The organism is Ramlibacter humi (assembly GCF_004681975.1).
Lineage (GTDB): Bacteria > Pseudomonadota > Gammaproteobacteria > Burkholderiales > Burkholderiaceae_C > Ramlibacter > Ramlibacter humi.
The window spans coordinates 50137-74677 of sequence record NZ_SMLK01000008.1 but is presented as its reverse complement, the minus strand read 5'-3'; the positions used below and the strand labels follow the sequence as shown (position 1 = coordinate 74677).

The 24541-nt window shown below is 68.4% G+C and carries 24 protein-coding genes and 2 tRNA genes; 10 read left to right on the top strand and 16 right to left on the bottom strand.

Annotation, left to right across the window (positions count from 1 at the left end; all coding sequences use genetic code 11):
- Nucleotides 1-10: 10 nt before the first annotated feature.
- From EZ216_RS18985 to EZ216_RS18955, 7 genes are all read right to left on the bottom strand, one after another.
- Nucleotides 11-370 (bottom strand): hypothetical protein, encoded by a 360-nt coding sequence (locus EZ216_RS18985; protein WP_135251366.1) that lies wholly within the window; start codon nt 368-370, stop codon nt 11-13.
- A 75-nt stretch (nt 371-445) separates the two neighbouring features.
- Nucleotides 446-521: transfer RNA gene (locus EZ216_RS18980), tRNA-Lys, on the bottom strand.
- Nucleotides 522-575: 54 nt separating this feature from the next.
- Nucleotides 576-651 (bottom strand) — tRNA-Ala (locus tag EZ216_RS18975).
- Nucleotides 652-716: 65 nt separating this feature from the next.
- Nucleotides 717-1976, bottom strand: a complete 1260-nt coding sequence (locus EZ216_RS18970; RefSeq protein ID WP_135251365.1) for a TolB-like translocation protein — start codon at nt 1974-1976, stop codon at nt 717-719.
- Between the two features lie 65 nt (nt 1977-2041).
- Nucleotides 2042-3382, bottom strand: coding sequence for an NAD(P)H-dependent oxidoreductase (locus EZ216_RS18965; protein ID WP_135251364.1), 1341 nt, complete (start codon nt 3380-3382; stop codon nt 2042-2044).
- Nucleotides 3383-3467: 85 nt separating this feature from the next.
- A complete protein-coding gene (locus EZ216_RS18960; RefSeq protein WP_135251363.1) occupies nt 3468-4349 on the bottom strand; it encodes a phytanoyl-CoA dioxygenase family protein in 882 nt (293 codons plus the stop codon).
- 10 nt (nt 4350-4359) lie between these two features.
- Complete coding sequence (locus EZ216_RS18955; protein ID WP_135251362.1) at nt 4360-5043, bottom strand: GntR family transcriptional regulator; 684 nt, start codon at nt 5041-5043, stop codon at nt 4360-4362.
- Nucleotides 5044-5106: 63 nt separating this feature from the next.
- Here EZ216_RS18955 and EZ216_RS18950 point away from each other — a divergent pair, with 63 nt between their 5' ends.
- Entirely contained in the window at nt 5107-5961 is an 855-nt protein-coding gene (locus EZ216_RS18950; RefSeq protein WP_135251361.1) for an alpha/beta hydrolase, read from the top strand.
- A 68-nt stretch (nt 5962-6029) separates the two neighbouring features.
- Here EZ216_RS18950 and EZ216_RS18945 read toward each other — a convergent pair whose 3' ends face one another.
- The 5 genes from EZ216_RS18945 to EZ216_RS18925 form a co-directional block, all read right to left on the bottom strand.
- Nucleotides 6030-6431: a hypothetical protein gene (locus tag EZ216_RS18945; protein WP_135251360.1), complete on the bottom strand. Its 402-nt coding sequence runs from the start codon at nt 6429-6431 to the stop codon at nt 6030-6032.
- A gap of 117 nt (nt 6432-6548) precedes the next feature.
- Nucleotides 6549-7568: a hypothetical protein gene (locus EZ216_RS18940; RefSeq protein ID WP_135251359.1), complete on the bottom strand. Its 1020-nt coding sequence runs from the start codon at nt 7566-7568 to the stop codon at nt 6549-6551.
- Nucleotides 7553-8488: a hypothetical protein gene (locus EZ216_RS21515; protein WP_167772965.1), complete on the bottom strand. Its 936-nt coding sequence runs from the start codon at nt 8486-8488 to the stop codon at nt 7553-7555. The genes EZ216_RS18940 and EZ216_RS21515 overlap by 16 nt, the downstream gene beginning before the upstream one ends.
- 64 nt (nt 8489-8552) lie before the next feature.
- Nucleotides 8553-9530 carry a GMP reductase gene (locus EZ216_RS18930; RefSeq protein ID WP_135251358.1) on the bottom strand — a complete coding sequence of 326 codons (978 nt, stop codon included), beginning with the start codon at nt 9528-9530 and terminating at the stop codon, nt 8553-8555.
- Between the two features lie 180 nt (nt 9531-9710).
- Entirely contained in the window at nt 9711-10385 is a 675-nt protein-coding gene (locus tag EZ216_RS18925) for a hypothetical protein (protein WP_135251357.1), read from the bottom strand.
- 29 nt (nt 10386-10414) lie between these two features.
- On the opposite strand from EZ216_RS18925, the gene EZ216_RS18920 reads away from it, so the two are divergent.
- The 3 genes from EZ216_RS18920 to EZ216_RS18910 all read left to right on the top strand — a co-directional run bounded on the left by EZ216_RS18920 (nt 10415) and on the right by EZ216_RS18910 (nt 14821).
- Nucleotides 10415-12811: a UvrD-helicase domain-containing protein gene (locus tag EZ216_RS18920; RefSeq protein WP_135251356.1), complete on the top strand. Its 2397-nt coding sequence runs from the start codon at nt 10415-10417 to the stop codon at nt 12809-12811.
- Between the two features lie 175 nt (nt 12812-12986).
- Nucleotides 12987-14312 (top strand): aromatic ring-hydroxylating dioxygenase subunit alpha, encoded by a 1326-nt coding sequence (locus EZ216_RS18915; protein ID WP_135251355.1) that lies wholly within the window; start codon nt 12987-12989, stop codon nt 14310-14312.
- Entirely contained in the window at nt 14309-14821 is a 513-nt protein-coding gene (locus EZ216_RS18910; protein ID WP_135251354.1) for an aromatic-ring-hydroxylating dioxygenase subunit beta, read from the top strand. Before EZ216_RS18915 ends, EZ216_RS18910 begins: the two co-directional genes overlap by 4 nt.
- 7 nt (nt 14822-14828) lie before the next feature.
- On the opposite strand, the gene EZ216_RS18905 is transcribed toward EZ216_RS18910, so the two are convergent.
- The 3 genes from EZ216_RS18905 to tsaE form a co-directional block, all read right to left on the bottom strand.
- The gene (locus EZ216_RS18905) at nt 14829-15041 is read right to left on the bottom strand and encodes a glycine zipper 2TM domain-containing protein (protein ID WP_135251353.1); all 213 of its coding nucleotides are present in this window, start codon (nt 15039-15041) and stop codon (nt 14829-14831) included.
- 153 nt (nt 15042-15194) lie between these two features.
- Nucleotides 15195-16568 (bottom strand): N-acetylmuramoyl-L-alanine amidase, encoded by a 1374-nt coding sequence (locus EZ216_RS18900; RefSeq protein WP_135251352.1) that lies wholly within the window; start codon nt 16566-16568, stop codon nt 15195-15197.
- The gene (gene tsaE / locus EZ216_RS18895; RefSeq protein ID WP_439126748.1) at nt 16565-17077 is read right to left on the bottom strand and encodes a tRNA (adenosine(37)-N6)-threonylcarbamoyltransferase complex ATPase subunit type 1 TsaE; all 513 of its coding nucleotides are present in this window, start codon (nt 17075-17077) and stop codon (nt 16565-16567) included. Before tsaE ends, EZ216_RS18900 begins: the two co-directional genes overlap by 4 nt.
- A 27-nt stretch (nt 17078-17104) precedes the next feature.
- Here tsaE and queG point away from each other — a divergent pair, with 27 nt between their 5' ends.
- A complete protein-coding gene (gene queG, locus EZ216_RS18890) occupies nt 17105-18145 on the top strand; it encodes a tRNA epoxyqueuosine(34) reductase QueG (protein WP_135251418.1) in 1041 nt (346 codons plus the stop codon).
- Here queG and EZ216_RS18885 read toward each other — a convergent pair.
- Nucleotides 18128-19033, bottom strand: coding sequence for an AEC family transporter (locus EZ216_RS18885; protein ID WP_239024438.1), 906 nt, complete (start codon nt 19031-19033; stop codon nt 18128-18130). The genes queG and EZ216_RS18885 overlap by 18 nt on opposite strands.
- Before the next feature lie 121 nt (nt 19034-19154).
- Here EZ216_RS18885 and EZ216_RS18880 point away from each other — a divergent pair, with 121 nt between their 5' ends.
- The 5 genes from EZ216_RS18880 to EZ216_RS18860 all read left to right on the top strand — a co-directional run bounded on the left by EZ216_RS18880 (nt 19155) and on the right by EZ216_RS18860 (nt 24448).
- The gene (locus tag EZ216_RS18880) at nt 19155-20126 is read left to right on the top strand and encodes a tripartite tricarboxylate transporter substrate binding protein BugE (protein WP_135251350.1); all 972 of its coding nucleotides are present in this window, start codon (nt 19155-19157) and stop codon (nt 20124-20126) included.
- Nucleotides 20127-20142: 16 nt separating this feature from the next.
- Nucleotides 20143-21063 carry a site-specific tyrosine recombinase XerD gene (xerD, locus tag EZ216_RS18875; RefSeq protein WP_135251349.1) on the top strand — a complete coding sequence of 307 codons (921 nt, stop codon included), beginning with the start codon at nt 20143-20145 and terminating at the stop codon, nt 21061-21063.
- Nucleotides 21064-21210: 147 nt separating this feature from the next.
- Nucleotides 21211-22185 carry a Bug family tripartite tricarboxylate transporter substrate binding protein gene (locus tag EZ216_RS18870; RefSeq protein WP_135251348.1) on the top strand — a complete coding sequence of 325 codons (975 nt, stop codon included), beginning with the start codon at nt 21211-21213 and terminating at the stop codon, nt 22183-22185.
- A gap of 5 nt (nt 22186-22190) precedes the next feature.
- Nucleotides 22191-23159 (top strand): threo-3-hydroxy-L-aspartate ammonia-lyase, encoded by a 969-nt coding sequence (locus tag EZ216_RS18865; protein WP_135251347.1) that lies wholly within the window; start codon nt 22191-22193, stop codon nt 23157-23159.
- 113 nt (nt 23160-23272) lie between these two features.
- Complete coding sequence (locus EZ216_RS18860) at nt 23273-24448, top strand: MFS transporter (RefSeq protein ID WP_135251346.1); 1176 nt, start codon at nt 23273-23275, stop codon at nt 24446-24448.
- Nucleotides 24449-24541 lie beyond the last annotated feature (93 nt).

The following is a 24541-nucleotide window of genomic DNA, read 5'->3' as shown; positions in this document are numbered from 1 at the left end:
CCAGCCCGCGTCAGGCGTACGTGAAAGCCGCACTGAACGCGTCGCCAAACGCGGACGATCCGGTGAGGATGAGCGCGATCGTCACGCGGCCGTCCGGCACCCGCAGCAGGGAGACGCGTGCCGCTTGGACGTCGCAAGTGATTGCCAACGGCGCATCGTCCCCGCTCCAGGCCTGCAGGTCGAAATCCCATTCGCCGTCGCTTGCGCCAGCCGATGGCGGGCCGAAGTCGCCGGCCGCCCAGCCGAGCACCGCGTCCACTTCGCGGATCAGCGCGGGCAGGCGGGCCGGGACGGCGGAGGCCAGGGCTTCGAAGCTGCAAGTCCCGGCGCCGTCATCCGACGATTCGAAGATCAGAAAGTCGAGCTGCATCTGGTGACCAGGCGTCTCCAACGAAAAAGCCCGCTACGTTTCCGATAGCGGGCTTTCTTGGCGCGGCCGGTGAGATGGTGGGTCCTGTAGGATTCGAACCTACGACCTACGGATTAAGAGTCCGCTGCTCTACCAACTGAGCTAAGAACCCATCTCGAAAGAAAACCGCCGGAAGGGCGGTTTTCTTTTGAAGAAACCGTTGTTGTGGTGGAGAGGAGGAGGATCGAACTCCCGACCTTCGCATTGCGAACGCGACGCTCTCCCAGCTGAGCTACCCCCCCACAACGACCGATATTCTAGCAAATCCGAAGAGCACTTCCGCGGGCCTTTGTGCGGCAGCCCGTTCTCAGGCGTGCGCGGCGACCAGATCGCTCACCAAGGCCTGCGTCAACGCGAGCCTGGGCGTGCCCTGGCGGTCGAGCACGAACACGCCACGGCCGTTGGAATGCAGGAGGGTGCCGTCGGGTGCGATGTCGAAGGAAGCGACGTGGCGGGCCAGCACGTCCTCGCGGCCCTGCGGATCCAGCCGCACCAGTTCCCAGTTGGCCGGCACCAGCGAAGGCACGCCGTGCGACGAGGCGCCCGCGCGCAGCGCCTTCTCGGCATCGATGCGCCGGCCCTGCAGCACCAGCTGCTTCAGGTCGGCCTCGCGTGCAGGGCCGTTGGCGCTGGTCAGCGGCTTGCGCGAATACATCATCGAGAAGAAGTTGAGGTAATGGAACACCGCGCGAAGCAGCCGGAACGGGAACAGCAGCGAGTCCAGCAGGGTCGCCGACCACGACGCCTGCGGCGCTTCGTGCGGGCGGCGGACGAAATGCAGGTTGCCCTGCGGACAGACGCGCGGGCGCAGGTAGTCGAAGCGCGGGTCGTCCAGGATCGGCACCACGGTGCCCGTGTCCATCTCCAGCCGCTGGATGCTGGCGGGCCCTTCGGCGACGATGTAGCCGCCTTCGTTGCGCGCGAGCCCCGCGCTCTGGAACAGCAGGTGCTTGGGCGAGCCGGGGATCCAGCAGGGACTGCTGTCCACCGTGTCGCCGCCGGTGACCTCGCGCATGACCGCGCCGTCCGGCTGCATCAGCGCGATGTTGGCGATGCCGTCTGAGTGGCGCGACGAGGCCGCCAGCTGTGAGCCGTCGGGCGACAAGGCCAGCCCCGAGAGGTCAAGCCCGGGCTTGAGCAGCAGGCGTTGCTCGTGGCCGGTGGCGGCGTCGTGGCGGAACAGGCCGCCGATGGCAGCGTCCTTCTGGAAGTACAGCAGGCTGCCGTCGCCCTGGAACACGGCCGACGTGACCAGGAAGGGCGCATCGGCCGATTCGAAGCTGCGCATGCCGCCGCCGGCCGCGATGCCGAAGCTGGTGCCCTGCTTCCAGCTGTGCCGCTCGCGCGTGCGCTCGCGGCGGTCGGCGGCTTCCTGGGCGTAGGTGCTTTGCAGCGGCGCGGGCTCGCCGTTCGCGCCGCGCAGCCACAGCTGCCCGTTGGCGAGGAAGGCCAGGCCGCGGCCCGAAGGCTGCAGGGCCGCCGCCGCGGCGGTGCCGCGGCCGGAGGTGGCGCGCCAGAGGAAGTACGCGACGAGCGCGACGGCCGCCAGGCCGAGCAGGATGTGCATGTTCCGGACTCCCCCTTGTTGGTGCTGCCGTCGAGTTTATCGGCAGCGCCGGGGCAGACCGGCCGTCAGCGGGCGTAGAGCTTTTCCATTTCGTTGCGCACTTTCCACGCGCGGGTGGACGTGTCCATCGCCACGTCGCCCCAGCTGAGGCTCTGGCCTTTCTTCACCGGCCGCACCACCTTCACGCCGTGCGCCAGGCCCAGCGGCAGGCCGCCCAGCTGCGTCGATTTCTCCGCCGGCAGCAGCTTGCCCCACACGGTGTAGCCGCCTTCGCCGTCCAGCGTCTCGCCGGGCTGCAGGTCGCGCTTGGCGGTGGCCACCACGTCGGCGTTCCAGCCGGTGGCCACGCCCGTGGGCTCGCCGCGCAGCGCGACGGAGGCGACGGACACGCCGACTTCCAGGCCGATGAGGTGCCAGCGCTTGTACAGCGTGAAGTAGCGCCCGCTGGGGTCGGTGTGCGCGTTGTATTCCTCGAAGCAGTTCCTGATGTATTCGGTCTCGGCTTCGACGGTGACCCATACGCCCATGCGGATGTCGTACGGGATCTTGCGGCCGTCGGCTTCCAGCGACGAGATCACCTCCACCATGCCCTTGCGTTCCAGCACGCCGCCCTCGCTGCGCGGGCGCGTGACGAAGGGGATGTCTTCCACGCTGGCCGGCGGATAGAGCAGGCCGTTGCCCGGCACGGCCAGGCCGGTGGCGTTGGACACCGCCGTGCTTTCGATCGAAGGCTTGCTGCCGTCGAGGAAGCTGTTGAACATCTTGGGGTTCAGCCCGCCGCGCTTCGCCTGTTCCGGCGTCAGGCCGTAATAGCCCCACACCGTTTCCGGCGTCGATTCGCTGAAGTGCGGCAGCCACTTGTGGCCGCGGCCCGCGGCGACGACGGGGAAGCCGCAGGTGCGTGCCCAGTCCACCAGGTCGCAGATCAGCGCGGGCTGGTCGCCAAAGGCCAGCGAGTAAACGACGCCGGCTTCCTGCGCCTTGCGCGCCAGCAGCGGGCCGCAGAACGCGTCGGCTTCCACCGTGACGTTCACCACGTGCTTGCGATGGGCGAAAGCTTCCAGGCAGTGGTCCACCGCGGCGATGGGGTGGCCGGTGCATTCGACGACGACGTCGATGGCCGGGTGCCGCACCAGCGCCTGCCAGTCGTCGCCGACGTGCGTGGTGCCGGCCTTGATGGCCGCGTCCAGCGAAGCAGCCTCGGTGCGTTGCGATTCCCAGCCCACGCGCGCGAGGTTGGCCTTCGCGTTCGCGGGTGACAGGTCGGCGATGCCGACCAGGTGCACGCCGGGTGTGCGCGGCACCTGCGCCAGGTACATGGAGCCGAACTTGCCGGCGCCGATCAGGCCGATGCGCACTGGCTTGCCTTCGGCCTGGCGCTGCTGCAGTTTCGCGTGAAGATTCATGGTGTCTCCGAGTCCCGTTCGGGCTGAGCTTGTCGAAGCCGTGGCGCATGCCCTTCGACAAGCTCAGGGCGAATGGAGTGGGTGTTCAGGCCGCTTTCTTGATGTCTTCGATCGGCACCGCGCTGGTCTGCAGCGCGCTGGCGGGCATGCCCTTGCCCCACGGCACGTCGACCGGGTAGGACTTCACCAGGCAGTCGTCCGGCAGGCAGCTGATCGCCGCGAAGTCGCGGTGCGCGATGTACTCGGGCCGCTTGAAGCGGCGGATGTGGTTGGAGATGGCGCACAGGCTCAGGTACACGCTCACGCGGTTCCACGGCGACAGGTTGCTGGTGGACGCGTGCACCAGGCAGCTGTGGAACAGGATCATGGAACCGGCCGGTCCCTTGGGGCTGACGATGCCGCCGTTCTTGCCGCCGGCGCGGTCCACCAGCTTCGCGATCAGCTCGTTGTCCACGGTCCACAGCGGGTAGCTGGTGGTGGTGAGGTCGTGCTTCGCTTCCACCACGCCCTTCTTGTGGCTGCCCGGGATGAACATCAGCGGGCCGTTGAACTCGTTCACGTCGTCCAGGAAGATGGCCACGTTCATCGCCCGCTCGGTGGGCATCATGTCGTCGTTCAGCCAGGTGCCGTAGTCCTGGTGCCACTGCCACACGTCGCCTTCGAAGGCCATCTTCCCGTTGATCTTGAACTGGTGCATGTAGACCTCTTCGCCGAACAGGTCCATCACCGGTTCCACCATGCGCGGGTGGCGCGCCAGCCGCGCGAAGGGTTCGCTTACCAGGTGCGCCGCAAAGTTGGTGCGCACCGCGTCGCTGCCTTTCTCGCGCACGTTGTAGGCCTCGCGCCGGCTGTACAGCTCGGGCACCGCGCCGGTCAGCGTCTTCACTTCCTCCGGCTTGAAGAGGGAAGGGAAGAACAGGTAACCCTCGCGGTCGAACTGTTCGAGCTGTTCTTTCGAAAGGCGCATGGCTTGTCTCCTATCGGGTCTTGGCCTGGGGTGGATTCAGGATGGCGGGCAATTGGCGCAGCAGGTTGCCGGCAGCCTGGTCGGTGTGCGCCAGCGTGAGCTTCGCGGCCTTGTCGGCGTCGCCGGCCGCGATGGCGCGCGCGATGGCTTCGTGCTCGTTCCACACGGCTTCGCGCTGGCGCGACTGCTGCAGCACCGCACCCATCACGCGGCGCAGGTGCCGCCAGTGCTGGTGCGCCGACTGTTCGATCAGCGGGTTGCCCGAAGCGGTGTACAGCGCCTGGTGGAAAGCCAGGTCGGCGTCGATCATGGCCTGCACGTCGCGGCCGCGCGCGGCTTTGCGCCCGCGCTCCAGCAGCTTGGGATCCAGGCGGAACTTCGATCGCGCGGCCAGCCGCGCCGCCAGCGCGTCGAGCGCGCCGCGCACCTGGTACACGTTGAGCGTCCACGCCTCGTCCAGCGGCGCTACCTGCAGCCCGCGGCCCGGCGCGTCCTGCACGAAGCCGTCTTTTTTCAGCAGGCGCAGCGCCTGCAGCACGGGCTGGCGCGAGACGGCCAGCTGCTCTGCGATATCTTCCTGGGTGATGCGTTGGCCCGGCGCGAGCGAGCCCTCGCTGATCGCGTCGAGCAGGCGGCGGTACACCTGGTCGACGAGGTCTGGCGCGGATTCGATGCGGACGAGCTGGGAGGCCATCGCAGGACGTTCAGTCAAACTCTGTATACAGAATACACCTTGACCCGGAAAGGCGCAAATCGGATGGAACCGCAACTCGACGGTGCGTGGCTCGACCGCATGTACAACAACCGCGCGCTGGTGCCCGAATACCAGCGGCACTTCGACCGCTGGAAGGCGGATTCGGAGCAGGCTCGCCGCGACAGCGAATGCGTGCTGGACATCGCGTACGGCAAGGCGCCGGGCGAAAAGCTGGACGTGTTCCCCGCGCCGCGCTCGCGCGCGCAGACGGTGGTGTTCATCCATGGCGGCTACTGGCGTTCGCTGGACAAGAGTGACCACTCGTTCATCGCGCCGGCCTTGCAGGAGGCGGGCGCCTGCGTGGTCGTGCCCAACTACGACCTGTGTCCCGCCGTCACCATTCCCGGCATCACCATGCAGATGGCGCGCGCGCTGGCGTGGACCTGGAAGCACGCGCCCGACCACGGCGGCGACCCGCGCAACATCACGGTCATCGGCCATTCCGCAGGCGGCCAACTGGCCGCGATGATGCTCAATTGCGACTGGACGGCGCTGGACCCGGACCTGCCTTCCGACGTGGTGGGCAAGGCGCTGTCGATCTCCGGCCTGTACGACCTCGACCCGCTGATGCGCACGCCTTTCCTGAAGGATTCGCTGCGCCTCACGCCCGGCGACGCGCTGCGCTGCAGCCCCGCGTTCATGCCGGCGCCGATGGCGGGCACGCTCTACTCGGTGTGCGGCGGCGAAGAGAGCCCGGAGTTCATCCGCCAGAACCGCCTGATCCGCGAGTCGTGGGGCGAGGGCGTGGTGGAAGTGTGCGAGGAGATGGAGGGCCTCCATCACTTCGGCGTGATCGAGGCCCTGGCGCAGCCGGGGCACCCGCTGCAGGCGCTGGCGCTGGAACTGGTCTGGCGCTGACCGCGTCGGCTAGAGAGAGGGGCCAAGACATCACTGAGCGTGGCCCTCCGTACACCATAGCCCGGTCGCTATGGCAGCCTCCGGGCACCAGTGGTTTCCTCGGAGAAGACTTGCTTGCGGTCCTTCCGGGTCTTCAGATACTGCGACTTTTCGAGAAGTATCTGTCGCAACGCGTGGAACTCGGCTTCTTGCACTTCTCGGCATAGAGTGCCAGGCTTCACGACGTTCTCAATGAACCCTTCGACCCGTGACTTGAACTCGCGCCGCGTGTGAATCTTGTTGTTTGCACGATGAGGAGGAACGATATCGATGCTGAAATCGAAAAGCGTGCCCTCCACCTCGAAGCCGTTGGAAGTGCTGCAAATCGCGACGATCTGCATCATGTCCGATGCGTTCGGGTCGACCGCGTCGATGCTGGATAGCTTTCGGTCCACAAAGAAGCGCCTCATGCTTCGTCTGATTGTTTCCATGCGAGCATTGTGTCGACAGCCGGACGTTCGTCATGTCGGGACCGTGCATGCGCATGACCCCGCCAAGGCACCCAGGATGCTGGGTGCCTTGGCAGCGCGTCCTCCTCGCATGGAGCGCTAGCGCTTGGCCGCTTCTTCGATCAGCTTGGTGTATTCCTTGAGCGTCAGCTTGCGCGGCTGCTGAAGCAGCGCCTGGCCGATGCTCTGCGCCACGTCTTTCGAACTGGCGCCCGCGCCGAGGCCCAGGCCGAGGGCGGCGGCGCCCTGCGGCTGGCCGACGGCACGTTGCAGCAGCTGGCCGGCCAGGTTGTCCGCCGCGGCCTGCGCCGGCTGCGCGCCGCGCAGCACGTCGCCGAACAGGTTCAGCGCGGCGCGGTCGCCGCGGCCGCTGAACGCGTTCAGGCGGTTGCCGCCGCCGGACATCGCGGCCGCGCCCATCGTCAGGTTCAGCAGCATGCCCAGCGCGGCCTGGCTGTTCGCCTGGCTGGCCTGGTCCTGCTCGCGCTTGGCCTTGTCGAAAGCGAAGTCCTGCTGCAGCTTGGCGATGTAGTCGGGCCGCGCGCGGTAGAAGATGATGTTCGCGCCCGACACGGTGGCGTCGCTGATGAAGAGGCCCGAGATCACTTCGTCTTCCACCGGGTCGATGCGCACGCCCTGGAACAGGAAGATGCCCGTGACGATGTTGTCGCCCCAGGCGCGCGAAGGCACGTACTGGAACTCGCCGTCGTAGGTGATGCCCTTGTAGTCGGTGTACTTGCCGGTGCCGAAGGCCGCCAGATTGCGTTCGACGAACGGGTTCCATATGCGGGTGAAGGTGCCCGTGTACGTGCTGGTCACCTTGCGGAAGTCGCCCGCGCCGCGCACCTGCGTGCCCTCGAGCATCATGCCTTCGGCGTCCATGCGCACCGGGTATGTGCGGCTGGGGTCGCCCGGCCAGCGCACTTCGTACTGGCCGCCGGCGAAGCGGCCTGCGCGCCACGGCCCGGTGAACTGGCCGTCCTGGCGCGCGATGGTGCCCACGCCGTTCTGGCAATCGCCGGAGAGGCACTGCGCGCCACGCCCGTGCTGCTCCACGTCCTGTGCGGCGGCTCCCGCCGCCGCGATGGCCACCAGGGCCGCGATCAGTCGACGTTGCATTGCGTGGTCTTGATCTGTTCGCCGTGGTCCCAGCAGATGCTGGAGGCGGGGACCTGGATGCCGTTGGGCAGGCGGTACGCGTAGTTGGACTGCAGGCCGTGCGGGCGGCCGTCCCGGTAGGTGGCCTCGTAGGCCTTCTGGCGCCCGTTGTACGACACCATGCGCCAGGCCTTCGGCCCGGTCGGCACCATCAGGGAAGTGGTGATCGTGTCGTAGCCGGCGGGGCCGGTGACGGACACGCGCATCAGCGACAGCTGGCGCACGCCCGCGTCCTTGCCGGGCAGGGTCTCGTTGAAGATGAACATCGCCGAGCTGGCCTTGGGCGGCGGGTTCTTGCGCATCATCTCGGCGACGGCAGGATCGCCCCATTCGGTGGACGCGTCCAGCTGCACCTGGCGCTCGATCGCCAGGCCCGGGCGGCGGCCTTCGGGGCCGACGTCCGTCTCGATGTATTTGCGGAAGCGGGTGCGGATGATGTTGCCCAGGCCCGAGTTCACCATCGTGAACTCCACCCAGCCCGCATACCGGCCGTCCGGCTTGCCGTCCTTGCACGAAGCCTGCACCGGCCGGACCACCACGTCGACGAATTCCATGGGCTTCATGCCGGGCATGTCGCGGGTGGTGCGGGCCCAGGCGCGCTTTTCCTCGTCGGACATCGGCACGCCCGGCAGTCGCGCGCCGATGATCTTGCTCAGCAGCTCCGGCGGCACCTCGCACGGGAAAGGCTGGCCCTGGGCCGGCATGGCGAAGTAGCTGTCCTGCGCGCGCAGGAACTTCTCCATCTCGGCGTTGGCCTGCTGCGCCCAGCCGGCGAATTGGGGATCGTCCAGCGTGGGCATCTCGACGGCCTGCGAGGCCGTGGTGCACAGCAGGATGGCGGCGGCGGCGAGGTGCCGCATTGGAGTTGTGACGAAATGCATCAACCCATTGTAGGGTTGATGCATTTCATTTGAAAAGAGGGCGCGTGCAGGACCCGCGCGCCGGTCACATCAGCAGGTGCTCGCCCGCGTTGTCGCCGCCCAGGATGACGTAATTGACCTTGCGGATGTCCATCAGCTTCCTGCCGCCGGCGTAGCTGATGGAGCTCTGCACGTCTTCCTGCATCTCGCGCAGCGTGTCGGCCAGCCTGCCTTTCACCGGCTCGAGGATGCGCTTGCCTTCGACGTGCTTGTACTCGCCCTTGTTGAAGTCGCTGGCGCTGCCGTAGTACTCCTTGAAGCGCTTGCCGTCGACGTCCACCGTCTGGCCGGGCGATTCCTCGTGGCCGGCGAGCATGGAGCCGATCATCACCATGGTCGCGCCGAAGCGCACGCTCTTGGCGATGTCGCCGTGCTCGCGGATGCCGCCGTCCGCGATGATCGGCTTGGTGGCCACGCGGGCGCACCACTTCAGCGCGGACAGCTGCCAGCCCCCGGTGCCGAAGCCGGTCTTCATGCGCGTGATGCACACCTTGCCCGGGCCGATGCCCACCTTGGTGGCGTCGGCGCCCCAGTTCTCCAGGTCGATCACCGCCTCGGGCGTGCCCACGTTGCCGGCGATGATGAAGGTGGACGGCAGCTTCTCGCGCAGGTGCGCGATCATGTTCTTCACCGAGTCGGCGTGGCCGTGCGCGATGTCGATGGTGACGTAGTCGGGCACTAGGCCTTCGGCGGCCAGCTGGTTCACCGTCTCGTAGTCCGGCTGCTTCACGCCCAGGGAGATGGACGCAAACGCGCCGTTCTCCTTCATCCACCGCACGAACTTCAGGTTGTCCAGGTCGAAGCGGTGCATCACGTAGAAGTAGCCGTTCTGCGCCAGCCAGAGGCAGATCTTCTCGTCCACCACCGTCTTCATGTTGGCGGGGACCACCGGGATGCGGAAGGTGCGGCCGCCCAGCTCCACGCTGGAATCGCACTCGGAGCGGCTTTCCACGCGGCACTTGCGCGGCAGCAGCAGGACGTTGTCGTAGTCGAAGATTTCCATTTTCAGCCAAGCTCCTGGAGAGGAAAAAGGCCGTTCGCCCTGAGCTTGTCGAAGGGCCGCTGGAAGGGCTTCGACAGGTTCAGCCCGAACGGGCTTGTGGACGCTTGGACTGGTGCCGGTTTTGCGCCGCGAACGGGCACAAAAAAACCGGGACCAAATGCTTGGGCCCGGTGCGCAATTCTATCGCTTCTGGTCCTCGGGGTCGCATCTCGATTCCGATATGGCCCTGATCACGCCGCGTGCATCCTGCACCCACCCGACGACGCGCAGGCGGTCGGCGTGCGCGCCTTCCGGCACGCTCATGGGCCGCGCCTCGAAGCGGCGGCCGGGCGGCGCCGGCCAGGGCACCTGCAGCAGGTTGCGCACCAGGTTGCGCTCCACCGGCGAGCCCTCGGTGCCGGCGGGCAGCGTCTCCACCAGCGCCAGCCAGCCGGTGAACGGCCCCTTGCCGGCGTCCAGCGACTGGATGGACGTGCCCACGTAGCCGTTGAACACGGGGCCATGCGCCACCCGCACCGTGCCCGCGGGCTGCGCGCGTGCCGTGCGCACCGAGTCCGCGGCCTGGGGCGCCTTGTGCCCCAGGGCCCGCAGGCGATCTTCCGCTTCGCGCGTCGCGGCCGCCGACAGCGGCGCGTCGTCGCCCTTGCGGCCCGGCACGATCCAGTCCAGCGCCAGCTCGCCGTTCTTCGCGGCGGGCGCGTCCTTCGCGGCCCAGCAGCCGCCGCAGTCGGCGCTGATGAAGCGCTCCAGCAGCGCCACCGGCGCCGCCTGTTCGTCGCTGCTGCACGAAGAAGGCTGAGCCTGAGCGGCAGCTGCGCACAGGGCGGCCAGGGCGAGAAAGGCTTTCCGGGTCATGGCGGTCGGGCGGATTTCTACAATGCCGTATGTTCCCAGAAGTCGACGCCGCATCCCCGCTCTTACAGAACCTCAACCCCGAACAGCGCGCGGCCGTCACCCTGCCCAACGAGCATGCGCTCATCCTGGCCGGCGCCGGCTCCGGCAAGACCCGCGTCCTGACCACCCGCATCGCCTGGCTGCTGTCCACCGGGCAGATCTCGCCCGGCGGCGTGATGGCCGTCACGTTCACCAACAAGGCCGCCAAGGAAATGATGACCCGGCTGGGCGCCATGCTGCCGGTGAACGTGCGCGGCATGTGGATCGGCACGTTCCACGGCCTGTGCAACCGCTTCCTGCGCGCGCACTACCAGCTGGCCACGCTGCCGCAGAGCTTCCAGATCCTGGACACGCAGGACCAGCTGTCGGCCATCAAGCGGCTGATGAAGCAGTTCAACGTGGACGAGGAGCGCTTCCCGGCCAAGGAAACGCAGTGGTTCATCTCCGGCTGCAAGGAAGACGGCCTGCGGCCCAGGGACGTGGCCGCGCGCAACGAGGAAGACCGCAAGAAGGTCGAGCTGTACCAGCTGTACGAAGAGCAATGCCAGCGAGAAGGCGTGGTCGACTTCGGCGAGCTGATGCTGCGCAGCTACGAGCTGCTGCGCGACAACGAGCCGCTGCGCGTGCACTACCAGCGGCGCTTCCGGCACATCCTGGTCGACGAGTTCCAGGACACCAACCGGTTGCAGTACGCGTGGCTGAAGATCTTCGCGATGAGCCCGGACGGCACGTCCACGGCCGGCAACGCGGTGTTCGCCGTGGGCGACGACGATCAGAGCATCTACGCCTTCCGCGGCGCGCGGGTGGGCAACATGGCCGACTTCGTGCGCGAGTTCCACGTCCAGCACCAGATCAAGCTGGAAGAGAACTACCGCAGCTACAGCAACATCCTGGACTCGGCCAACGCGCTGATCAGCCACAACAAGGGCCGGCTGGGCAAGAACCTGCGCACGCAGCAGGGCCCGGGCGAGCCGGTGCGGGTGTACGAAGCCCCCACCGACCTGGCCGAGGCGCAGTGGCTGGTGGAGGAGATGCGGCACCTCGCGCGCGACCAGGGGACGGAGCCCGGTTTCCCGCGCAAGGAGACCGCGGTGCTCTACCGCAGCAACGCGCAAAGCCGGGTGATCGAGACGGCGCTGTTCAACGCCGGCGTGCCGTACCGCGTGTACGGCGGCCTGCGCTTCTTCGAGCGCGCCGAGATCAAGCATGCGCTGGCCTACCTGCGGCTGCTGGAGAACCCGAACGACGACACCAGCTTCCTGCGCGTGGTGAACTTCCCGCCGCGCGGCATCGGCGCGCGCACCATCGAACAGCTGCAGGACGCGTCGCGTGCCGCGGGCTGCTCGCTGCACGACGCGGTGAGCGCCACCACCGGCAAGGCCGGCGCCAACCTGGGTGCATTCGTCGCCAAGGTCGACGTCATGCGCGAGCAGACGCAGAACCTCAGCCTGCGCGAGATCATCGAACTGGTGCTGGAGCATTCGGGCCTGATCGAGCACTACAAGGCCGAGCGCGAAGGCGCCGAGCGCATCGAGAACCTGGAGGAACTGGCCAGCGCCGCCGAAAGTTTCGTGATGCAGGAAGGCTTCGGCCGCGACGCGGTGGCGATGCCGGTGGACGAGCTGTCGCAGTCGCCGGCCAGCCAGGGGTTGAATCCAGACCAGCCGCTGCTGAATGAGCCCGCGCCGGATTACGTCGAGCCCGATGCGGAAACGGGCGAGACGCTGTCTCCGCTGTCCGCCTTCCTCACCCACGCCGCGCTGGAGTCGGGCGACAACCAGGCGCAGGCCGGCCAGGACGCGGTGCAGCTGATGACGGTGCACTCGGCCAAGGGCCTGGAGTTCGACGTGGTCTTCGTCACCGGGCTGGAAGAGGGCCTGTTCCCCAGCGAGCGCTCGATGGCCGACATGGACGGCCTGGAGGAAGAGCGGCGCCTGATGTACGTGGCCATCACGCGCGCGCGCAAGCGGCTGTACATCAGCCATTCGCAGACGCGCCTGCTGCACGGGCAGACGCGCTACAACGTGCGCAGCCGCTTCTACGACGAGCTGCCCGAGCATGCGCTGAAGTGGCTGACGCCGAAGAACCAGGGCTTCAGCGGCTCGGCTTTCGGCTATGGCGGCGGTTACGGCAGCACGCGCCTGTCGGGCGCGGGCGGCACTTCGTGGAGCTCGGAGAAATACGCCAGCCCGCCGGTGCCGGCGCAGAAGGCCGCGCCTTCGCACGGCCTGAAGGCCGGGCTGCAGGTGTTCCACACCAAGTTCGGCGAAGGCACGGTGCTGTCCATCGAAGGGCAGGGCGACGACGCCCGCGCGCAGGTGAAGTTCAACCGCCACGGCATCAAGTGGCTGGCGCTGGCGGTGGCGAAGCTGACGCCGGTGACCTGAGCGCGACGCGGATGCGCAGGGCGGGCGGTGGATCCCGCCCCTGGCTTTCGCCGGGATGACAGAAGCGGTGTCATGGCGGGCTTGACCCGCCATCCACCTCCTGCGACCTGAACTCGCGTCCAGTTGGGCGAAATTGATAAGCATGCTTATCATGTCGCCCCAGGAGACCGTCGCCATGAACGCCCCCGAGACCCTGTCGCGCTGGAACCGCCCCGAGTCCAGCCGCGTGCCGTTCTGGGCCTACACCGACGCCCAGCTGTACCGGCGCGAGCTGGAGAAAGTCTTCTACGGCCCGCACTGGTGCTACGTTGGCCTGGAAGTGGAGGTGCCCAACACCGGCGACTACAAGCTCAGCTGGGTGGGCGAGCGCCAGGTCATCATGGTGCGCGACCGCGTCGCGCCCAAGGACCGCGGCACCGACCCCGGCATCCGCGTGGTCGAGAACCGCTGCGCGCACCGCGGCGTGCGGTTCTGCCAGCAGCCGCACGGCAACGCGCGCAGCTTCGTCTGCCCGTACCACCAGTGGACCTACAAGCTGAACGGCGACCTGGCCGGCCTGCCGTTCAAGGACGGCGTGCAGGCGACGGACGAGAACGGCGCGGCTTGCGTCAACGGCGGCATGCCGGCCGACTTCGACCTGAAGGCCAACGGCCTCACCAAGCTGCGCGTCGAAGTGCTGCACGGCCTCGTGTTCGCCACCTTCAGTGAAGAGGCCGAACCGCTGGCCGACTACCTGGGCCCGCAGGTCATGCCCTGGCTGGACCGCATCTTCAACGGACGGTCACTCACGCTGCTGGGCTACAACCGCCAGCGCATCCCGGGCAACTGGAAGCTGATGATGGAGAACATCAAGGACCCGTACCACCCGGGCCTGCTCCACACCTGGTTCGTCACTTTCGGCCTGTGGCGCGCCGACCAGAAAAGCCGCATGGTGATGGACGCGCACGGGCGCCACGCGGTGATGATCTCGCGCCGCAACGACGGCGGCGAGAACAAGACCGTGACCGACGGCGTCACCTCGTTCAAGGCCAACATGGTGCTGAACGACGCGCGGCTGCTGGACGTGGTGCCGGAGCCGTGGTGGAAAGTGCCCGACCCGTCGAACCCCGGGCACGACATCATGCCCACCGTCACCATGATCACGCTGTTCCCCAGCCTGATCATCCAGCAGCAGGTGAACTCGCTGTCCACTCGCCACATCGTGCCGCGCGGCGAAGGCGAGTTCGACTTCGTGTGGACGCACTTCGGCTTCGCCGACGACACGCCCGAGATGACGCAGCGCCGCTTGCGGCAAGCCAACCTGTTCGGGCCCGCGGGTTTCGTCAGCGCCGACGATGGGGAAGTGATCGAACTCAGCCAGCAGGGCTTCGAACAGTGGGGCGAGGACGGCAGCACGCTGTGCGAGCTGGGCGGCACCGGCACCGGCGGCACCGAGCACATGGTGACTGAGACGCTGATCCGCTCGATGTACGCCTACTGGCGCAAGGTGATGGGCGTATGAACCCACCCGTTCGGGCTGAGCCTGTCGAAGCCTTGCTGCTCGAAGCGGAGATCAACCGCCTCAACGCCGACTACGCCTCTGCGCTGGACGAGCGGCGCTTCGACGAGTGGCCGGCATTCTTCCTGGAGGACGGCCGCTACTTCGTGCAGGGCCGCGAGAACTTCGACCGCGGCCTGCCGCTGGCGCTGATCGCGCTGGAAAGCCGCGGGATGATGAAGGACCGGGTGTACGGCGTCACGCAGACCATCTACCACGGGCCGTACTACACGCGGCACGTGGTGGGCCCGGCACGTGTGCTGCCCGCGATGGACGGTGATGACAGCGGCCTGGTCAGGGCGCAAGCCAACTACGCGGTGTTCCGCACCCGGCCGGGCGATTCGAGCGAGGTCTACAACGTCGGCCGCTACCTGGACGAGATCGTCCGCACGCCCGACGGCCTGAAGTTCAGGAACCGCCGCTGCATCTACGACAGCGAGATGATCCTGAACTCGTTAATCTACCCGATCTAGGAACCGCTTAGCGGTTGGGCTTCGTGGCTTCGTGGCCCAGGTAGCCGCCGGCAGCCGCGCCACCCAGCGTGCCCAGGGGGCCGCCCAGCACCGCGTTGCCCACCACGCCGCCCACGGCGGCGCCACCCACCGTGCCGGCGGTCTGGCGGTCGATCGAGCCGCAACCCGTCAGGGCCATCATCGTCACAGCGGCCACGGCCGCGAACAGCTTGGTCTTCATATCGTCACCTTCATGTTTTCACGACCGCGGGAGGCGCGGCCTGCCTGTGCGATGAATTGTGGAAAACGGCCTGTCGGGCAACTGTAGGAAGGCCGTGACAGGAGGTGTCGGCACCCCGCGCCGCGCCGTGACAGCCAACGGTGCGGCTGGGCCTCAGACGGAGCGGCTGCGCGCCAACGGCGGATTGGCCGCGAAATAGCGGGTGATCCCGCGCATCAGGGCGTCGGCCAGGCTGTCCTGGTACTCGTCGCTGCGCAGCCGCGCTTCCTCTTCGGGGTTGCTGATGAACGCCGTTTCCACCAGCACGCTGGGGATGTCGGGCGCCTTCAGCACCGCGAAGCCGGCCTGTTCCACCTTGGGCTTGTGCAGCCGGCCCACGGTGCCGATCTCGCCCAGCAGCGCGCCGCCCAGCTTCAGGCTGTCGTTGATCTGGGCGGTGGTGCTCATGTCCAGCATGGCGCGCGCCACCTGCTGGTCCTGCGACTTCACGTTCACGCCGCCGATCAGGTCGGCCTTGTTCTCCTTCTCCGCCAGCCAGCGCGCGGCTGAACTGGACGCGCTGCCGTGGCTCAGCGCGAACACGCTGGCGCCGCGCGCGGTGGGCGTGATGAAGGCGTCGGCGTGGATGCTGACGAACAGGTCGGCCTGCACGCGCCGCGCCTTCTGCACCCGCACTTGCAGCGGCACGAAGAAGTCGGCGTCGCGCGTGAGGAAGGCGCGCATCGGGTTGCCGTTGACCGTGGTGGCGTTGATGCGGTCGCGCAGGCGGTGCGCCACCTGCAGCACGATGTCCTTTTCGCGCGTGCCGCTGGGGCCCACCGCGCCGGGGTCTTCGCCGCCGTGGCCGGGGTCCAGCGCGATGATGATCAGCCGGTCGGTGCGCGAAGCCGTCGCGACCGCCGGCGCCGCGGGTGCGGGCGGCAAGGCCGCGGGCTCGGACGCGCGCGTCCGCGGGCGCGGCGGTTCGTTCTGCCGCGCGATGAGTTCGCCGAGCGGATCGCGTGCCGGCGTCGCAGCCGGAGCGGGGGCAGGGGCCGGCGCGGGGGCCCTCGGCCCCGCTTCCTGCAGCCGCTGCGCGATCAGGTCTTCCAGCGGGTCGGCCGCCTTCATCGGGTGGAAGTCCAGCACCAGCCGGTGCTGGTAGGCCGCGATGGGCGGCAGCGTGAACACCTGCGGCAGGGCCTGCTGCTTCAGGTCGATGACCAGCCGCACCACGCCCGGCGCGTTCTGGCCCACGCGGATGCCGGCGATGAAGGGGTCGTCGGCCTGCACCTTGGCCACCAGCTCGCGCAGCGCGGGGTTGAGCTCGATGCCTTCCAGGTCCACGGCCAGCCGCGGCGGGTTGGTCACGACGATCTGCTTCGATGCCAGCAGCGAGTCGGATTCGATGGTCACGCGCGTGTAGTCGGGCGCGGGCCACACGCGCACGGCCACGATGGTGGCGCCGCGCGCGATCTGCGCCGCGCCCAGCAGGAGCACCAGCGAGCCGCCTTGCAGGATGTCGCGGCGTGTCGGCCCGTTCTTCATGCGAGCAGCTCCCGGCCGCGCGCGCTGTGGGCGACCGCGCGCACCTCGCGCGAGCCGTCCGGCTGCACGGCCAGGTGCAGCGCCAGGTCGGGGGTGGGCAGCAGGCCCGCTGCTTTCTCGGGCCACTCGGCCAGCTTCAGCCCGTGCTGGTCGAACACGTCGCGAAAGCCCGCGTCTTCCCATTCGCGCGGGTCGTCGAAGCGGTAGAAGTCGAAGTGCCAGGCCGGGAAGGCCGGCGTCTCGTGCGGTTCCACCAGCGTGTAGGTGGGGCTTTTCACGCGGCCCTTCACGCCCAGCGCGCGCAGCAGGTGGCGCACGAAAGTGGTCTTGCCCGCGCCCAGGTCGCCGTGCAGCTCGACATACGCGTTGGCGATGGCGGGCCGGGCGGCCAGCCGGGCGGCGAAAGCGGCGGTGTCCTGCTCGCCTGCCCAGTGCAGCAGGGCGGCGTCTGCCCGTCCCGGCGCGGGGCCGGTTCCTACAATCGGCGGGTGACGTTGCTTGTCGGTCAGATCGACGGTCCTTCTTTGGCCGCGGCCCTGGGTCGATGGGGCCGCGAGCTTGGATTTTCCCAAATCGGCGTGGCCGGCGTCGACCTTTCTTCCGCCGAACCGGGCCTGCTGCAATGGCTCTCCAACGGTTTTCACGGCGAAATGGCATACATGGCGGCGCACGGCGTGAAGCGCGCGCGGCCCGCGGAACTGGTGCCCGGCACGCTTTCGGTCATCACGGCGCGCATGGACTACCTGCCGGCGGGCACATCGGGCGAGTGGCAGGCCGTCGAATGGGACCGCCTGCGCCGCGCGGACGAAGGCTACGTTTCGATGTACGCGCGGGGCCGCGATTACCACAAGGTGCTGCGTTCGCGGCTGCAGAAACTGTGCGACCGCATCGCCGCGGAGATCGGGCCCTTCGGCCACCGCGCCTTCACCGATTCCGCGCCCGTGCTGGAAGTGGAACTGGCCACCCGCAGCGGCCAGGGCTGGCGCGGCAAGCACACGCTGGTGCTCAGCCGCGAAGCCGGCTCGATGTTCTTCCTGGGCGAGATCTACGTCGACCTGGCGCTGCCCGAAAGTCCCCCCGTCACCGCGCATTGCGGCAGCTGCGCCGCCTGCATCGACGTGTGCCCCACCGGCGCGATCGTCGCGCCGCACTGGCTGGACGCGCGGCGCTGCATCTCGTACCTGACCATCGAGCATCCCGGCCCCATCCCGCTGGAGCTGCGGCCCCTCATCGGCAACCGCGTCTACGGCTGCGACGACTGCCAGCTGGCGTGCCCGTGGAACAAGTACGCGCAAAGCAGCTCGCTGCCGGACTTCGATCCGCGCGAGGGGTTCAGCGGGGCTACCCTGGCGGCGCTGCTGTCCTGGGACGAGGCCGAGTTCCTGCGGCGCACCGAAGGCGGGCCCATCCGGCGCATCGGGCACGAGCGGTGGTTGCGCAACGTGGCGGTGGCGGCGGGGAATGCGCTGCGCATCGCGGACGACGCCGCGCTGCGCTCGGCGCTGCAGGCTCGCCTCACGCATCCCAGCGAGCTGGTGCGCGAGCATGTGCAGTGGGCGCTAGCGCAGCACGCCTAGCGCGAAGGTGAGGCTCGCCACGCCCAGCATCGTCGACAGCGTCACCAGCCCCGCGACGTACGAGCCGTTGTAGCCCATCCGTGACGCCAGCACGTAGCAGCTGGAAGCGGTGGGCATCGCCGAGAACGACAGCAGCACCAGCGCCTGCGGCGTGTCCAGCCGGAACAGCACGATCAGCGCCGCGGCCACCAGCGGCAGGAAGAAGTGGCGGATCGCCAGCACCGAGACGGTGAGCACGCGCGACTGCGACAGGCTGCCGAACTGCATGCCCGCGCCGGCGGCCATCAGGCCCAGCGCCAGCGAAGCGCCGCCGATGCGGGTGATCGTGGGCACCAGGAAGTCGGGGATGCGCAGCCCCAGCAGGTTGAAGGCTAGGCCCGAGAAGGTGGCGATGATCAGCGGGTTGCGCACCAGCGCGCCCGCCAGCCCGGTCTGGCCGTGGCGCGCCATCGGCCACACGGCGCCGACGTTGAAGAGAGGCACGCACACGCCGATCAGCACCGCGAGCAGCTGCACGCCCTGCGCGCCCGCCACGCGCTCGGCCAGCGCCAGCGCGATGAAGGAGTTGAAGCGGAAAGCCACCTGCGCCGCGCCGGCGTGTTCGCGCCGGTCGATGTGTGCACCGACGAAGGGCAGGCGGGGCAGGGCGTAGGCCATGCCGATGCCGGAGATCCCGAGCAGCAGGCCCGCGCCGACCAGGCTGGACATGGCGACGAGGTCCAGCGGGTTGCGCACCACCGAGTGGAACAGCAGCACCGGGAACAGCAGGTAGTACACGAGCCGGTCCACCGAGTCCCAGACCGTCCGGTCCAGCGGGGTGAAGCGGCAAACCAGGTAGCCGATGGCGATGAGGGAAAAGTCAGGGAAAAGAAGACGCGCGAAATCCACCTCATGAGCATACCCAGCTGCCGGGTTAGCCCTTATGTGGAATCCACACGTGGGCCGCCGCCGCCGGTTGGGTAGCATTGGCGGGTTTTCCGTTTCGCATCCCCCTTAAAGGAGAAGTCGCATGCAACGCCGTCACTGGATCGCCCTGGCTGCCGCCACGCTGGCCGCGGCCGCCGGCCCCGCGCTGGCCCAGGGTTACCCGAACAAGCCGATCAAGCTGGTGGTGCCCTTCGCTCCCGGCGGCACGACCGACATCATCGCCCGCGTCATCGCCGACCCCCTGGGCAAGGCGCTGGGCCAGGCCGTGGTGGTGGAGAACAAGGCCGGCGGCGGCGGCGTCATCGGCGCCACGCAGACTTCGCGCGCGACGCCCGACGGCTACGAACTGGGCATCGCCACAGTGTCCACGGTGGCGGCCAACCCGGCGATCAACCCCAAGATCCCGTACAACCCGACGACCGACTTCACGCCCATCATCAACATCGCGGCCACGCCCAACGTGATCGCGGTGCACCCCGGCTTCCCGGCCAAGGACTACAAGACCTTCGTCGAAGTGCTGAAGAAGAGCCCGGGCCGCTACTCGTACTCCTCGTCCGGCACGGGCGGCATCGGCCACCTGCAGATGGAGCTGTACAAGAGCCTGTCCGGCACCTTCGTCACGCACATCCCGTACCGCGGCGCGGGCCCGGCGCTGAACGACACGGTGGCCGGCCAGGTGCCGATGATCTTCGACAACCTGCCCTCGGCGCTGCCCTTCATCAAGGAAAACCGCCTGGTGCCCATCGTGGTGGCCGCGCCGCAGCGCCTGAAGGACCTGCCCAACGTGCCCACCTTCAAGGAAGTGGGCCTGGAGCCGGTGAACCGCCTGGCCTTCTACGGCATCTACGGTCCCAAGAACCTGCCGCCGGAAGTCGTGAACAAGATCCACGAAGGCGTGCTCAAGGCGCTGCAGGAGCCGGCGGTGCGCAAGCGCATCGAGGACACCGGCTCCATCATCGTGGGCAACACGCCGCAGCAGTTCGCCGAGCAGATCAAGGCCGAATACGCGGTCTACAAGAAAGTCGTGGACCAGGCCAAGCTGAAGCTGGACTGACAACCCGCGCACCTCAATGCGCCACGCCGCCGCGCAGCAACCGCCTGCCGGCGGCGTTTTCCCGTCCATCGACGAGTTCATCGACGCGCTCTGGCTGGAAGAGGGCCTGGCGCGCAACACGCTCGCCGCGTACCGCCGCGACCTGACGCTCTACGCAGCCTGGCTGCGTGCCCGCGGCCGCGCTCTGGAAGCAACCACCGAAGCCGACCTGCAGGGCTACTTCGCGGCGCGGCACGGCGAGACCAAGGCGACGTCGGCCAACCGGCGGCTCACCGTCTTCAAGCGCTTCTTCCGCTGGGCCCTGCGCCAGCGGCTGGTGCAGGCCGATCCCACGCTGAAGCTGGAATCGGCCAAGCAGCCGCTGCGCGTGCCCAAGACGCTGAGCGAGAAGCAGGTGGAAGCGCTGCTGGCCGCGCCCGACGTGGGCACGCCGCTGGGCCTGCGCGACCGCACGATGCTGGAATTGATGTACGCCAGCGGCCTGCGCGTGAGCGAGCTGGTCACGCTGAAGTCCATCCACGCCAGCATGAACGACCACGTGGTGCGCGTGTTCGGCAAGGGCAGCAAGGAAAGGCTGGTGCCTTTCGGGCAGGTGGCACGCGATTGGATCGCCCGCTACCTGGCCGAGGCGCGGCCGGAGATCCTGAACGGGCAGCAGAGCGAAGACCTGTTCGTCACCGCGCGCGGCCAGGGCATGACGCGCGCGATGTTCTGGGTGCTGGTGCGCAAGTACGCGCGCGCCGCGGGCATCACCGCGCCGTTGTCGCCGCACACCCTGCGGCACGCCTTCGCCACCCACCTGCTCAACCATGGCGCCGACCTGCGCGCCGTGCAGATGCTGCTGGGGCACGCGGACATCTCCACGACGACGATCTACACCCACGTCGCGCGCGAGCGGCTGAAGCAACTGCATTCGCAGCACCATCCCCGGGGTTGATTCAATGTGAACTCCCTTACGCGGAGCGCGCGGAGGTATCGCGGAGATCGCAGAGCAAAGCCAGCCAAAAGCATTCTTCGCGTCCTCTGCGAAATCTCTGCGTGCTCTGCGTAAGGGAGTCCGCTTTCCAACGGCGACAATTCCCACATGACCCTCATCAACCGCCGCGGCGCATTGGCCGCGCTTGTTTCCGCCGCCGCGTTGCCCGCTTTCGCGCAAGGCGCGTGGCCTTCCAGGCCCGTGAAGATGATCGTCGCCTACCCGCCGGGCGGCGTCAGCGACATCGTCGCCCGCGCGCTGGGTGAACGCCTGGCCGCCGTGCTGGGCCAGCCGGTGGTGGTCGAGAACAAGGCCGGCGCCAGCGGCAGCATCGGGCTGGATGCGGTCGCCAAGGCGGCGCCCGACGGCTACACCTTCGGCTTCTCGGCCATCAGTCCGCTGGCGCTGAACCCGCACCTGGGCAAGTCGCCCTTCGATCCGGCCAAGGATTTGCTGCCGGTGGCCAGCGTGATGTACTCGCCGGTGCTGCTGCTCGCCACCAGCGCCACGCCTGCGAAGACCTTGCCGGAGCTGATCGCGGCCGCGAAGGCCAGGCCCGGCGCGGTGCGCTGGGCCACTTCGGGGCCCGGGTCGCTCGGCCACCTGATGCTGGAACAGCTGAAGGCCGGCGCGAAGGTGAACATCACGCACATCCCCTACAAGGGCGGCGGCCAGCAGATCACCGACGCGCTGGGCGGCCAGTTCGAGGTGCTGTCGGTCAACACCAGCCCGGCCATCGTGCAGCACGTGAAGGCCGGCAAGCTGCGCGTGCTGGCCGTCGGCGCGCCGGCGCGGCTGGACGCCTTTCCGCAGGCGCCGACGCTGGCGGAGCTGGGCTTCTCTTCCGCCAACATGGCGTCGGTCTTCGGCCTGTTCGCGCCGGCGGGCACGCCCGCGGCGATCGTCGAGCGCGTCAACGCCGAAGTGAACAGGGCGCTGGCCGTGCCCCCGCTGCGCGTGCGGCTGGTGGACAGCGACAACGTGCCCACCGGCGGCAGCGCCGCCGAATTCGGGCGGCAGATCGCGCAGGAATCGGCGGGCAACGCCGCCATCATCAAGTCCGCCAACATCCAGTCGGAGTGACCCACATGCTTGAATTCGGTGACATCGAAACGGCTGCGCGCCGCCTGGACGGCGTGGCGCACCGCACGCCGGTGCTGACTTCGCGCACGCTCGACGAGCTGCTGGGCGCGAAGGTGTTCCTCAAGGCCGAGAACCTGCAGCGCATGGGCGCGTTCAAGTTCCGCGGCGGCTACAACGCGGTGAACTCGCTGAGCGACGAGCAGCGCAAGCACGGCGTGGTGGCGTTCTCTTCCGGCAATCACGCGCAGGCGGTGGCGCTGGCCGCCCAGCTGCACGGCTGCCAGGCCACCATCGTGATGCCGCACGACGCGCCCGCGCTGAAGGTCGCGGCCACCAAGGGCTACGGCGCGGAAGTCGTGGTCTACGACCGCTACAAGGAGGACCGCGCGGCCATCGCCACGAAGCTGGTGCAAGAGCGCGGCAGCAACCTGATCCCGCCTTTCGACGACCTGCGCGTGATGGCGGGGCAGGGCACGGCGGCGCTGGAGCTGCTGCAGGACGTGAACGATCTCGACGCGCTGATCGTGTGCGCGGGCGGCGGCGGTTTGCTCTCCGGCTGCACGGTGGCCGCCAAGCACCTGCGTCCTTCGATCAAGGTGTATGGCGCCGAGCCGGAGCGCGGCAACGACATGCAGCAGTCGCTGCGCGAAGGCCGCATCGTCGGCATCGACGTGCCGCGCACCATCTGCGACGGGCAGCAGACGCAGGCGGTGGGCAAGCATCCGTTCGAAGTCATTCAAGCCCTGGTGACCGACGTGCTCACGGTGCCCGATCCGGTGGTGCTGGAGGCGATGCGCTTTGCCTACGAGCGCATGAAGATCGTGCTGGAGCCTTCGGGGGCGTGTGCGTTGGCGACGTTGATGCATCACCGCGAGCAGTTCAGGGGACAGAAAGTGGGGATCACGTTGTCGGGCGGGAACATTGGTGTTGACCGCTTTGTGGCGTTGCTCACGGGGGCGGAACAGGTCGACTGAGCGGCTCTGCGGGCGCGGCGGGTGGCATCGGGCGGGGATACCGCATTCAGCCTGCGATAAAGTCGCGGGCCTTGTCGTCTCCCGCTTCTTCTTCCGAGCGCTCCGCCTGGGCCATGCTGCTGGCCCTGATCTGCGGCTTCGCGCTCAGCCAGGCCTTCCGCACCGTCGCGGCCATTCTCGCGCCGCCGCTGCAGCAGGACCTGGGGCTCACGCCGCAGCAGCTGGGCCTGTTCGCCGGCGTGTTCCATTTCGCGTTCGGCGGCCTGCAGCTGGTGATGGGCCTGTCGCTGGACATCTGGGGGCCGCGGCGCACGGTGCTGACGGCTTTCCCGCTCACCATCGCCGGCGCGGCGATGGCGGCCACCTCGAACGGGTTCACGCAGCTGCTGCTGGCGCAATTTGTCATCGGCGTGGGCTGCGCGCCCGCGTTCCTGGCCTGCACCGTCTTCATCTCGCGCCGCTTCGAGGCGCAGCGCTTCGCCGTCGTCAACGGCGCGGCGCTGGGCATCGGCTCGGTCGGCCTGCTGCTCACCGGCACGCCGCTGGCTTGGGTGGTGGAGCAGTGGTCGTGGCGCGCCGGCTTCGTGATGCTGGGCATCCTGGCCTGCGCCGCGTGGCTGGCCATCGCGTTCCTCGTGCGCGAACCTCCCGCGGCGGCGGGCCCGCGGCCCGCGGTGTGGGCCACGCTGCGCGGCTACGGCGAGCTGTTCGCGTTGCCGCACACCTGGGGCATCGTGGCGCTGGGGCTGTTCACCTACGCGTCGTTCCTGTCGCTGCGCGGGCTGTGGCTGGGGCCGCTGCTGGTGGAGCGGCACGGGCTGTCGCTGGTGCAGGCCGGCAACGTCGCGCTGGTGGTGTCGGTGATGGGCGTCTTCGGGCCGCCGCTGTTCGGCCGCATCGACCCCGGGCCGCGCACCCGCCGGCAATGGATCGTGGCCTGCACGCTGACGGTGGCGGTGCTTTACGGGGTGATGGCGTTCAGCCGGCAGCTCTGGCTGGACGTCGCCATCGCGGTGCTGGCCAGCCTGATGTCCGGCTACGGCACGCTGCAGTACGCCGACGTGCGCAGCGCCTACCCGGCGCGGATGATGGGCCGCGCCATGGCCGTGTTCACCATGGCCATGTTCCTGGGCGTGGGCGTCATGCAATGGAGCACCGGGCTGGTGGCCGCCGGCATGCGCGGCACCGGCATCGAAACCTACGAGGCGGTGCTGGCCGCCATCGCGCTGCAGCTGGTGTTCGCCGCCTGGGCGTTCCGGCGCCTGCCGGCGCCGAAACACGCCGAATAAGACGCCGCTGTTACAAATCACCCTGGGTTTACCCGGTGTGAACTTGTTGGCACGCCAACCGGCATTTCACTCACACGTAGCCGATTTTTCGCG